Raw genomic sequence first — 12,715 nt, forward strand, 5'->3', positions numbered from 1 at the left:
GCACAGCCCACGTATGGTGCGGTACACTCATCTTACCTCATTGGACCGAAATCATCCAAAATTTCGTTCTATAAAACGTTAGCATGTCCGTCATAAATGATTCCGCGACTAGCATCGACCGTAATTCTTTGTTTATCCTTAAAGATTTTGGTCGCATCTTCTGCTCCAACGATAACCGGAATGCCCAAAGTGACTCCCACAACAGCTGCATGGCTTGTCAAACCGCCTTCTTCAGTAATCAATGCAGCACACTTTTGAATTGCCGGCATCATATCCCGATCAGAACCAATTGTAACTAATACAGATCCTTCAGTTACTTTTTCCAAAGCTTCCTTGGAATTCCTAGCTATAACCACTTCACCTTTCGCAGATTTCCTGCCGATTCCTTGAGCCTTCAAAAGAACCTCTCCTAATACATGAATTTTCATCAAGTTAGTCGTTCCTGTTTCACCTACAGGCACACCAGCTGTAATGACGACTAAGTCTCCATGGGATACTAATCCGGAATGCAGACTTTCATCGATTGCCGTTTGGAGCATTTCATCCGTGGTCGTCGCTTTTGGTCCAATCTGCGGGTAAACTCCCCAGGCCAATGCAAGTCTTCTTGAAACATGATCATTAGATGTAACAGCGATAATCGGTGCCTTAGGACGATATTTAGAAATCATCCGTGCCGTATGACCGCTCTCGGTAGGCGTAATGATTGCGCCGACATTTAGATTAAGCGCCGTATGGGCAACAGACTGGCCAATAGCATCCGTGACATTATGACGATTCACTTTGCTTCTTACTGATAATATTTCCCGATAATCAAGGGCTGTTTCTGCACGAGAAGCAATGTTATGCATCGTTTGAACGGCCTCAACAGGGTAGGTCCCAGCTGCTGTTTCACCGGAAAGCATGATGGCATCAGTTCCATCAAAAATGGCATTGGCCACGTCACTTGCTTCTGCACGGGTCGGCCGTGGGTTACGCTGCATCGAATCGAGCATTTGCGTAGCTGTAATAACTGGTTTCCCGGCATTGTTACATTTTTTGATCATTTGTTTTTGGACTAGTGGCACTTCTTCTGCAGGAATTTCCACTCCTAGGTCTCCGCGAGCTACCATCAAACCATCTGACACTTCCAGGATTTCATCAAGACGGTCGACGCCTTCTTGATTTTCAATTTTAGGGATGATTTGAATATGTTCCGCTCCATTCTGTTGCAGAAGTTCACGCACTTCTAGGACGTCAGATGCCCTACGAACAAAAGAGGCAGCAACAAAGTCAATTCCCTGTTCAATTCCAAATAGGATGTCCTGTTCGTCTTTTTCCGTGATGCCTGGTAGGTTAACTGAAACACCTGGCACATTTACACCTTTTTTGTTTTTAAGTGTTCCACTGTTTAAAATTTTCGTATGGATTTCTTTTTTGACTTCATCCACCTTTAACACTTCAAGACCAATTAAACCATCATCTAACAAAATTCTGGATCCCGGATGGACATCATAGAGAAGTCCCTCATACGTAATAGAAAATTTTTCAGGCGTTCCAAGGACTTCATTCATAGAAATACTGACTTCATCACCAGCAGTCAACTCGATAGCATCGTTCTCCATATTATTCGTCCTTATTTCCGGACCTTTTGTATCTAAAAGGATAGCAACCTGTTTCCCTGATTTCTCTCCCGCTTCCCTAATGTTACGGATTCTAGCGGCATGCTCCTCATGATTGCCATGAGAAAAATTCAGCCGAGCTACATTCATTCCTGCTTCTATTAATTGAACCAACTTTTCTATACTTTCACTTGCGGGGCCAATTGTACAAACAATCTTGGTTTTTCGCATGGTGTCAACCTCCTCTAAGAAAAACTCGCCGACTGTCCACCTTTTGGCAGACATGGCGTAGTAGTTATAAGCTTACTTTTTCAAATATTTGAATACTTTCTCAGCACTGATTTCTTTCAATAAACCTAAATCTGTACCAATTAAATTGATAACTCTGCGGATAGATCGTACATTTTCTTGTCAATTGTATGCTGTTTCGCAAGTGCTTCGATGATATCATAATCAACTAGTATATTTTGTTCTATCCCGACAGCCTTGCCGCCTTTGCCTTCAAGAAGCAATTCTACAGCACGTGCTCCGAGTCGGCTTGCCAACACTCGATCAATTGCTGTGGGAGATCCGCCGCGCTGAACATGGCCAAGCACTGTAACACGCGTTTCAAAACCTGCTTTTGCTTCAATTTGTCTGGAAATATCAACGGCGCTTCCAACACCTTCAGCGACAATAATGATACTATGCTTTTTCCCCCGGTCATGTCCGCGGTTCAACTTACCAATCAACTCTTCCATATCATATTTATATTCAGGACATAGAATCGTTTCTGCTCCGCCAGCAAGACCTGCCCAAAGAGCAATATCGCCCGCATTTCTTCCCATTACTTCAACCACATAAGTTCTTTCATGAGAAGTTGCTGTATCTCGAATTTTATCGATTGCATCGATTACCGTGTTTAGAGCCGTATCAAAACCAATTGTAAAATCTGTACCTGGAATATCATTATCAATCGTTCCAGGAACCCCGATACATGGAAAGCCTCTTTCAGTTAATGCCTTCGCTCCCCGATAGGAACCATCTCCACCTATAATAACAATGCCCTCAATACCAAACTTATTCAATTGTTCAATAGCTTTTAGCTGACCTTCCTCAGTCTTAAATTCCGGACAGCGAGCCGTATGTAGCATTGTGCCGCCGCGATGAATGATATCACCGACCGATCCAAGTTCAAGTTGCCTTATATCTCCATTTATCAGACCTTGATAGCCATGATAAATTCCGAAGACCTCCATCTCATGAAAAATCGCTTTCCGGACAACAGCTCGGACTGCCGGGTTCATACCTGGAGAATCTCCTCCACTGGTTAATACACCTATTCTTTTCATTATTGTCACCTCTCTACAGCACTAATCAAAATTAAGTTCACATTAACTTTCGTTATTACATTGTACCCTTTTTCTACCTTCAATAAGCAATCACTTTTTCACTTTTGCTTACTTGATGTTCTAAGCCTAACCGATTCTCTTCAGAAATTGAAGTAAAATGGCGTAAAAGTTTGGATTCTTCACTCAAACATATATATATGTATGCTTCCCTAGTAAGGCTGAAAAAAACGTGTTGCCCTTGGCAGCACGTTTTTTCCAGTTGATAAATGCTTATGAATGCTGTCCAACTTCCTTAGGTTTCCCCTCTGGTTGTTTTTCAAATTCATATTCACCAATTTTCTTAAATTTCATATAACGTTGATTGATCAGTTCATCGCTATCCAAAGGAAGCAACTCATTAAATGAACGTTTCAGAATATCCTTAATGGCTTCAGCCTGTACATTAGCATCTCGATGGGCGCCGCCTTTCACTTCAGGAATAATCTCATCAATGACCCCTAAGCGATTTAAGTCAGGAGCCGTGATTTGCATTGATTCCGCGGCCCGTTTAGCCTGGGAAGCATCCTTCCAAAGCAAAGCAGCAGCCCCTTCAGGAGAGATTACTGAGTACGTTGAATTCTCTAACATGAAAATTCGATCTCCAACTCCTAGAGCCAAAGCACCACCACTGCCCCCTTCACCGATGACAATACTGATAACCGGCACCTTCAGTCCTGCCATTTCAAAAAGGTTTTTCGCGATGGCTTCACTTTGTCCGCGCTCTTCTGCCGCTTTACCAGGGAAAGCCCCCTTCGTATCTATGAAACAAATAATCGGACGATTAAATTTTTCAGCCTGTTTCATTAGACGCAAAGCTTTTCGATAGCCTTCTGGATGGGGCATACCAAAGTTACGACGGATATTTTCCTTCGTATCCTTCCCACGCTGATGACCGATGACGGTCACAGCTCGACCTTCAAATTCGGCGATACCAGCCACAATTGCCTCATCATCTCCATAATAACGATCACCATGAAACTCGATGAAGTCATTAAATAAAAGAGGAATGTAATCAAGAGTTGTTGGACGAGCCGGATGTCGAGCGATCTGTACACGATCCCATGGTTTTAAATGATTATAAATATCGACTTCTAACTTCTCGAGACGTTTTTCCAAAGTTTCGATTTCAACCGTCAGGTCTACATCAGCATCCTTCGTTATTTCCTTCAGCTCTTTAATCTTACTTCGAAGCTCTGTAACAGGACGTTCAAATTCTAATTCGTAAATCATAACCATTCACCACCCGGGGCATGGATTTTAAGGATTGTTGTCAAGGTTTCTTTTAATTCCGTACGTTTAACTACCGCATCTAATTGCCCGTGCTTCATCAAAAATTCAGACGTTTGGAAATCCTCTGGAAGATCTTCGTGGATCGTCTGTTCAATGATTCGACGTCCCGCAAAGCCAATTAGGGCTCCAGGTTCAGCAAGGTTAATATCCCCAAGGGACGCAAAACTTGCTGAAACTCCGCCTGTAGTAGGATGTGTCATCATCGAAATAATCAGACCGCCTTCATTACTGAACATCTTTAGAGCAGCACTGGTCTTAGCCATCTGCATCAAGCTAAGAACACCTTCCTGCATCCGCGCGCCGCCTGATGCTGTAAATATGATAAACGGAATCCTCAATTCTCCAGCCCGTTCAATCGCCCGGGTAATTTTTTCCCCAACGACAGAGCCCATGCTTCCCATCCTAAAATTGGAATCCATGATAGCCGTGGAAACTTGGTAGCCATTAATGCTTCCTACCCCTGTGACCACTGCCTCATTAATCTTGGCTTTCTTTTTATCCTTTTCCAGCTTCTCCAGATAATCCGGGAACTGAAGTGGGTTAACTGAAATCATTTCTTTATCAAATTCATTAAAACTACCGGCATCAAATAAATATTCAATCCGCTCATGAGAGGACATTGAATGATGGAATCCGCAATGCAGACAGACTTTCTGGTTTTTCACTAATTCTTTTGTATACATGATTTTTTTACAGCTGGGGCATTTAGTCATAATTCCTTCTGGTACATCTTGTTTCTCACGATCTAAAGGAACCGTTGCATATTTCTTCTTAGACTTCGCAAATAGCTCTTTAAGCAAGCTTAATCCTCCCTTTACCACCAATTATCTATATTATGATACTTGGCCCAAACTATATCAAAAATAAAATTAGTATCGTGTAAAAAGGTGTCACTCGTCCTTCGACATATTTCTAATTCTAATTAGATACGTTTCAATGGCTTTTTCTTCATCTCGTTCGAGCAAATATGTAAGTAATGCAAGATAATCTTCCTTTTTTGTATTACCCAGTACCGGCTCTGATGTTCTAGCATAACTGTTGACAATGCGCCAAATTCTTTCAAGCAATCGATTGCGATTTAATATGGCAATTCTTAAGAAGAAATCATCATCAAGAAACTCGTCATCTTTGACCCAGACGATTAATTGTTTGATTTCTTCAGCTGTAGCGAAAAAGGCTACAATCCGTAAACAGTCAATTTCAATCAATCTTTTCGTCTCAGCTAAATCTTCTTGTACCTTTTTGTCTTGCAAAAAAAAGGTTCCCAGAAGCTCTACTAACTTATGCTCCTGGAAATCCCTGATAAACGTCCCTTCACCACGTCTTGTTTCTATCAATCCTAATAGCTCTAAGGCACGCAATGCTTCACGGACAGAGGAACGTCCCACATTCAGTCGATCCGATAACTCCCGTTCAGAAGGGATTTTATCTCCTGGTATAAGGCTGTCCGCTTCAATCATGCTACGTAGGCTCTCAACAACATCGAGATAAATTTTGGATGAAGAAGTACGATCCGCCAAAATAATTATTCCTCACTTTTTCCAATGATCGCTAATTTTCTTGTTTTTTCTTTAATTTCTTCTGGATCCACTTTAATTCTCGCCACTCCTGTTTCCATCGCTGCCTTGGCCACAGCCGCCGCAACGGCAGGTGCTACTCTTTCATCAAAAGGAGCAGGAATAACGTAGTCTTCGTGAATCTCATGTTCTTGTATTAAACCGGCAATTGCCTGAACAGCAGCTACCTTCATTTTTTCATTGATATGGGTCGCACGTACATCTAAAGCCCCACGGAAGATTCCAGGGAAGGCAAGAACGTTATTGACCTGGTTTGGAAAATCGGAACGTCCTGTCCCAACTACCTTGGCACCAGCTGCTTTCGCTTCCTCCGGCATGATTTCCGGATCAGGATTAGCCATAGCGAAAATGATTGCATCCCGGTTCATGGTGGAAACCATTTCTTTGGTTAACGCGCCAGCTGCAGAAACACCGATAAAGACATCCGCATCTTGAATAACTACTTCTAGAGGTCCTTCAACCCTATTTCTATTGGTTACTTTGGCCACTTGTGCTTTTATCTCATTCATGCCTGTCGGACGGCCCTCATAAATAGCACCTTTCGTGTCACACATAATAATGTCACGTACTCCATAGCTATAAAGCAATTTAATGATTGCAATGCCAGCAGCACCGGCTCCATTTGCTACCACTTTAATTTCTGATATTGATTTATTTACAAGGCGTAAAGCATTTACAAGACCGGCAACAGTTACAATTGCTGTCCCGTGCTGATCATCATGAAAAACAGGGATATTCATTTCTTTCTTAAGCCGTTCTTCAATTTCAAAACAATTCGGTGCAGCAATGTCCTCTAAGTTTACTCCGCCGAATGTAGGCTCAAGTAATTTAACAGTCTCTACAATTTTATCCACTTCTGTCGTTTTTAAACAAATTGGAAAAGCGTCGACTCCTGCAAAACTCTTAAATAAAACGGCTTTACCTTCCATAACTGGCAAAGCAGCTTCTGGTCCAATGTTTCCTAGTCCCAACACAGCCGTTCCATCAGAAATGACAGCCACAGTATTCCCTTTCATCGTATAGTCATAAACTGTCTCAGGCTTCTCGTAAATTTCTTTACACGGTTCCGCGACACCAGGAGAATAAGCCAAGCTTAAATCTTCGGCATTCCTAACCGGTACCTTTGAAACTGTTTCTAACTTTCCTTGATTCAAGCGATGCATATGTAATGCTTCTTCTCTTAACGTCATAATTTCACTCCTAGAACGAATTGGTCAAACCGAATATATATGCTGAAATCTAGTGGTCAGACCACAGCGGCCTATTTTCAATATAACATAACTATTAAAGTTGTAAAACAGTTATTCTCTCTTATAGACTACATTCCCTTTTCCAACCATGTCAATTAATGCCTGTATTAGACTGTCTGTAGGATTGACCCAATCCCAATAAGATAGCTGTACATAGCGATTTTCCCGCTGATAAAAAAGCATGACCTTCGTTTCACCACTATGTTGCATTAAAATTTTTTTTATTTTTTGAAGAGTATCCTTTGTTTGCTTTTCAGCTTCAATTTTCAAGAATAGTGTTCCATTTATCCCCTGTTTCATCTTTTTCACTTGTTCAAGCGGGTATACATGCTGGATAATGAGCTGGGTTTTCCCATCTCGCTCTTCCAATGTCCCTTTAAGCATAACAAGCTGCCCGTGATTCAAGACCGCAGAATGATTTTTATACACATTTGGGAACACGACTGCTTCAATGTCCCCTTCTTCATCACTAACGGTTAAAAAGGCCATAACATCGCCTTTTTTTGTTCTAATGGTTTTAACCGCCGTTATATATACTCCGAGTAGGACTTTTGACTCTTTTTTATTAATTGCTTCGTCAATGGTTAAGCAACCGAAATACTGAAAAAGATCTCTGTAGCTTGTCACTGGATGATTTGAAAGATATAGTCCCAGGACACTTTTTTCCAAGGAAAGTTTGTCTTCAACGGGAATAGGGTCGACATAGTTATATTTTGGTTTGAGTGAAAACTCCCCATCCGAAAACATATCAAATAAATCATCATCTGGATTAACCAATTCGGTATGGCTGATTGCTACGTCCAAACTCGCTAATAATGTAGCACGGTCTTCACCGAATTCATCAAATGCACCTGAATGGACAAGCGCCTCCAACACTTTTCGATTGACAATTTTCCCGGAAACTCGCAAACAGAAATCGAATAAATCAGCGAATTTCTTTTGGCGCCTGGCCGCAAATATTTCTTTTAAAACTGTACCGCCTATTCCTTTGATGGCTCCAAGGCTAAAACGGATCCCTTCCTTTTCTGATAAAAACGGGAAGCCGCTTTGATTAATAGAAGGAGGCAGAACCTTAATCCCTTTCTTTTTGGCCTCACGGGCATATTGGGAAATCTTATCATCATTCCCGACGACCGATGTCATAAGGGCTGCCATAAAATATTCTGGATAATAGGTTTTTAAGTAACCTAGTTGATAGGCTATGACACTATAAGCCACTGCATGACTCCGGTTGAATCCATAGTTAGCAAAGCGAACAATTAACGTATAAATTTCTTCAGCCGTTTTCTCAGTATATCCTTGGTTCAAAGCACCACTTACAAAATGCTGCCGCTCCTGGTCTAGAACTTCCTTCTTCTTCTTCGAGACAGCCCGGCGTAATAGGTCAGCTTCCCCAAGTGAGAATCCGGCAAGGCGAGATGCAATTTGCATAATTTGTTCTTGATAAACGATGACTCCGTATGTAGGTTCAAGGATATCCTGCAAATCTGGGTGCAGGTAGTCAATTGGCGTTAATCCATGTTTCCGCTCGATAAACAGAGGAATGTTTTCCATTGGACCTGGACGGTACAAAGCATTGACCGCGACAATATCCTCAAAACGGTTCGGTTTCAGCTTGATTAAAACCTTCCGGATACCATCAGATTCAAATTGAAATACACCCGTTGTTTCGCCTCGACCTAACAGAGATAACGTTTCAGAATCTTCCATCGGTATGTTAGCTAAATCCAGCTTTTTCCCAGTTCCTTTTTTGATGTTTTTTAAAATATTATCAATGAGCGTTAAATTGCGAAGTCCTAGAAAATCCATTTTAAGAAGACCTAGTTCCTCGAGGATGTCCATCGGATATTGGGTCAGGTGGATGCCCTCATGCCCTCCTTGAATCGGGATATGCTCGGTCAAAGCCTGGTCACTGATGACCACGCCGGCCGCATGGGTCGAAGTATGACGTGGCAGCCCTTCAAGCAATAATGCTGTTTGAAATAGCCTCTGATTTATGTCACTTTCATTAACGAATTCCTGAAGACGCTTGGATTCTTTGAAAGCTTCAGGAAGCGTGATGCCAAGCCGACTCGGAATCATTTTCGATACAGCTTCCTGTTCCTTCGGATTCAAGCCGAACACACGTCCAGTGTCACGCAGCGCAGCTTTGGCAGCTAATGTTCCGAATGTAATGATTTGTGCTACATGAAATTCCCCATATTTTTTCGCGACATAGGTAATCACTTCTTCACGGCGATTATCAGGAAAATCAATATCGATATCCGGCATCGACACTCGCTCCGGATTCAGAAAACGCTCGAACAGCAGGGAATGTTCAATCGGATCGACATCCGTTATTGATAATACGTAAGCAACCATCGAACCTGCGGCAGATCCCCTTCCAGGGCCGGTCAAAATCTGATTGTCCTTGGCGAATTTCATGAAGTCCCATACGATTAAAAAGTAATCGCTGAATTTCATCTTATTAATAATATCCAGCTCATACCGAAGGCGCTCTTCGTAATGGGCGGATGGCTCAGACAGTCTTTTCTTTAATCCTTGGAAACAGACAGCTTCAAGCATTTCTTCAGCCGTAACTCCAGCTTCAGTAGGGTACTTAGGCAGCAGGGAACGATGAAACGGAATATCGAGATTGCATTGCGTGGCAATATGGAGCGTATTTTCGAGTGCATCCGGCCTGTCATGGAATAATTCTGCCATCTCAGCTCGACTTTTTAAATAATACTGATTGGATGCAAGCACCGTCCGTGTCTCATCTGCGAGCTTGTCACCATTTCCGATGGCCAGCAGCACTTCTTGAGCGAGGGCATCACTTTCATTCAAATAATAGACTGGATTCGTCGCTACAATCTTTATCTCTAATTCTTTCGCCAACAGACTGATGGCTTCGTTTTGTTTCTCCTCTTCTGCAATTGAAAGTCTTTGAAGGGAAAAATAAAAGTTATCATGTCCAAAAATCTGCAGGTATTGTTCAGCAGCCTTTTGAGCCTCTTCCGGCTTTTCTTCCCTCAGAAGCGCTTCTACTTGCCCCTCAGCTCCTGGAGAGATGGCTATCAATCCCCGTGAATAGGCTTTAAGCCAGTTCATTGGAAGTCCTGACGGAGATTTTGTTTTTATGGCACTGCTTATTTTAAGCAGATTTTGATATCCTTGAAGATTTTTTGCTAATAAAAGAAGGTGATGTGCTGCTTCCTGTTCATCAAGAACATCTGCAAGAATACCGATAATCGGCTTTATCCCCTGTCTCTTACATTCTTTATAAAAATAGACCGAACCGTACATAACATTTCGATCGGTTAAAGCAAGACTTGTACAGCCATCCGCTTTCGCTTTGGCCACTAGTTCACTGATTTTCACCGTACTTGTCAGCAGGCTGTATCCGCTCTGAATATGGAGATGAGTATACACGTTTTTTCTCCCACCTTTGTAAGGCATGTTTCTTTTCATTATAGTGTTTATTTCAAAAAAAGAAAATATGTTCTCATTGCCAGTATCTTTTTATCCCATGATTTTGCCCCACTATCATATTACCTCTGTACTTCCCATATAAATAGAGTAGAAGAATATAAAGCCAAAAGGATGATGATATATGAATGAAGCCTTTGTTCCGGCATTTATCAACAGCTTTTTTATATCGCTTGGAGTTTTACTTGGCGGGTCGATAATCGGAGGGCTGGCTGCTTTTTTCACGGGACAAGCTCCGATGACGACTGTGTTTCGATTATCAGATAGCCTGCGTATTTGGGCGATTGTTGCTGCCATCGGAGGTACTTTTGATATGGTCTATAATTTCGAACGCGGTATTTTCCACGGGGAAACGAAAGATATTGTCAAACAGGTTCTACTTATTATTTCTGCTCTTGGCGGAGCACAGACAGGAGCGCTGATCATCAACTGGTTCACTCAGGAGCATATATCCTCATGAGGATTCCTCCATTTCACCGGTCCCCCACCTGGCAGCGTTTTTTTGCCGGGGCTGCACTTGGCGGATTGATCAGCTGGGTGATTTTCTTTTATATGTATGGGGTCCAGCAAGAAACACAGATTAGAATCATTCACGACCAAAGAGAAGAGATCAAGGATCTGAACGAAAAAATTGGGATCTGGGAGCAGGAGTATAAAAAATTAAATCAGCAAAACGAAGAGATTTTAACGATTCAAGAAGTGGAAGTAACCATTACGAATGGAAAAATATACAGTCTCGATCAACTTAGTGTCGCTGAAGCAGAGGATGTGATAGAGGACGACCTTTCCTCCCTTCTCGCCAAGGATATCGTAAGCGTATATAACGGAAAAATGCTACTAAAAAAATCAATTGAAAATAAAATCGTGGACATCAATAAAAAGCGTTATAAGCTTGAAGTCGTGGAAATCATGTTTTATACGAAAATGAATATTGAAATCAAACTAAAGAGGACTACTTCTTAATAGGAAGACGAAAATGATTCCGTGCGTCTGTTTGGTAGGTGAATGATGAATCCAATTTTAACTATCCACCAAAATAAAGACCAAATCCATATGTGATTTGGTCTTTAAATGTTATTCAATTATTGCTTTGAAATATAAAACTGTTTACTGTTTTTTATTCTGCTTTATTCAACTCTTCTAAATCAGCAAGGATATTGTCCACTTCATCCCAAGAATAGATGGAAGCCCCTGCTGCAAGCGGATGGCCTCCGCCGTTATATTTCCGGGCAATCGTATTGATGATTGGCCCTTTAGAGCGGAAACGAACCCGAATTTCTTTTTCCTCTTCAATGAAAAAGACCCATGATTTCACGTTTTTAATCGAACCAAGCGAGGAGACAAGCTGAGATGCTTCAGAAGTCGACGCATGAAATTTTTCAAGGATATCTTTCGTGATGATCATTTTCCCTGTGCCATATGGCAGGATTTCGAAATGCTGCAGCACATAGCCATTTAACCGGACGATGCTTTCATTAACGTCATACATCTCCTGATATAACTGCGGACGGGAAAATGAATAGTGAATAAGCTCACTAGCAAAAGCAAATGTTTTTTCAGTCGTGCTTTGGAATAGGAAACGCCCTGTATCGCCAACGATACCTGCATACAAAAGACGGGCTGCTTCATCACTCATCTTCAAGCCTTGGTCTTTGCCGAACAGATATAATTCATAAATCATTTCACTCGTAGAACTTGAAGATGTATCGACCCAACGCATATCGCCATATGGATCTTCGTTAGGATGATGATCAATCTTAATTAATTTATCTCCCGTCGTGTAACGTCTATCACAAATCCGGTCTGTATTTGCGGTATCACACACGATGACCAAAGCACCTTGATACGTTTCATCTGAAATCACATCGAGCCTTCTTAAATAATTCAATGATGGTTCTTCTTGCCCAACCGTGAAAATTTGTTTTTCAGGGAAAGATGCTTTCAGAATTTCCGCCAGTCCCCCTTGGGAACCATAAGCATCCGGATCCGGACGGACATGACGATGGATAATAATAGTATCGTAACGCTTAATATCTGCTAAAATCTCAGCTTTCATATAATTCTCCTTCTATATATGTATTATCGTGCTTAATATAAAGATGATATATTTTATTTAATCAAAAAAATAGAGAAATAGGAAGAGTCATCTTGTTTACGGTGGC

Annotated in this window: 10 protein-coding genes; 2 read left to right on the forward strand and 8 right to left on the reverse strand. The window is 41.6% G+C overall.

Going from position 1 to position 12,715, the window contains the following annotated elements:
* Nucleotides 1-68 precede the first annotated feature (68 nt).
* The 7 genes from pyk to dnaE form a co-directional block, all read right to left on the reverse strand.
* Nucleotides 69-1,829 carry a pyruvate kinase gene (pyk, locus tag AKG34_RS17550; protein WP_053347275.1) on the reverse strand — a complete coding sequence of 587 codons (1,761 nt, stop codon included), beginning with the start codon at nucleotides 1,827-1,829 and terminating at the stop codon, nucleotides 69-71.
* Between the two features lie 140 nt (nucleotides 1,830-1,969).
* The gene (gene pfkA, locus AKG34_RS17555) at nucleotides 1,970-2,929 is read right to left on the reverse strand and encodes a 6-phosphofructokinase (protein WP_053347276.1); all 960 of its coding nucleotides are present in this window, start codon (nucleotides 2,927-2,929) and stop codon (nucleotides 1,970-1,972) included.
* 270 nt (nucleotides 2,930-3,199) lie between these two features.
* Nucleotides 3,200-4,198, reverse strand: coding sequence for an acetyl-CoA carboxylase carboxyl transferase subunit alpha (accA, locus tag AKG34_RS17560; protein ID WP_053347277.1), 999 nt, complete (start codon nucleotides 4,196-4,198; stop codon nucleotides 3,200-3,202).
* Nucleotides 4,195-5,058, reverse strand: coding sequence for an acetyl-CoA carboxylase, carboxyltransferase subunit beta (gene accD / locus AKG34_RS17565; RefSeq protein ID WP_053347278.1), 864 nt, complete (start codon nucleotides 5,056-5,058; stop codon nucleotides 4,195-4,197). The genes accA and accD overlap by 4 nt, the downstream gene beginning before the upstream one ends.
* Nucleotides 5,059-5,148: 90 nt before the next feature.
* On the reverse strand, nucleotides 5,149-5,778 hold the full coding sequence (locus AKG34_RS17570; RefSeq protein ID WP_083450830.1) for a FadR/GntR family transcriptional regulator: 630 nt from the start codon (nucleotides 5,776-5,778) through the stop codon (nucleotides 5,149-5,151).
* Between the two features lie 5 nt (nucleotides 5,779-5,783).
* Nucleotides 5,784-7,025: an NADP-dependent malic enzyme gene (locus AKG34_RS17575; protein ID WP_053347279.1), complete on the reverse strand. Its 1,242-nt coding sequence runs from the start codon at nucleotides 7,023-7,025 to the stop codon at nucleotides 5,784-5,786.
* A gap of 111 nt (nucleotides 7,026-7,136) precedes the next feature.
* Entirely contained in the window at nucleotides 7,137-10,496 is a 3,360-nt protein-coding gene (dnaE, locus tag AKG34_RS17580) for a DNA polymerase III subunit alpha (protein WP_407946265.1), read from the reverse strand.
* 181 nt (nucleotides 10,497-10,677) lie between these two features.
* On the opposite strand from dnaE, the gene AKG34_RS17585 reads away from it, so the two are divergent.
* The gene (locus tag AKG34_RS17585) at nucleotides 10,678-11,013 is read left to right on the forward strand and encodes a sporulation membrane protein YtrH (RefSeq protein WP_053347281.1); all 336 of its coding nucleotides are present in this window, start codon (nucleotides 10,678-10,680) and stop codon (nucleotides 11,011-11,013) included.
* Nucleotides 11,010-11,516 carry a sporulation membrane protein YtrI gene (gene ytrI, locus AKG34_RS17590; RefSeq protein ID WP_053347282.1) on the forward strand — a complete coding sequence of 169 codons (507 nt, stop codon included), beginning with the start codon at nucleotides 11,010-11,012 and terminating at the stop codon, nucleotides 11,514-11,516. The genes AKG34_RS17585 and ytrI overlap by 4 nt, the downstream gene beginning before the upstream one ends.
* Before the next feature lie 154 nt (nucleotides 11,517-11,670).
* Here ytrI and AKG34_RS17595 read toward each other — a convergent pair whose 3' ends face one another.
* Nucleotides 11,671-12,609, reverse strand: coding sequence for a DHH family phosphoesterase (locus tag AKG34_RS17595; RefSeq protein ID WP_053347283.1), 939 nt, complete (start codon nucleotides 12,607-12,609; stop codon nucleotides 11,671-11,673).
* Nucleotides 12,610-12,715: the final 106 nt, after the last annotated feature.

This window comes from Peribacillus butanolivorans (genome assembly GCF_001273755.1).
In the GTDB taxonomy this organism is placed as follows: domain Bacteria; phylum Bacillota; class Bacilli; order Bacillales; family DSM-1321; genus Peribacillus; species Peribacillus butanolivorans.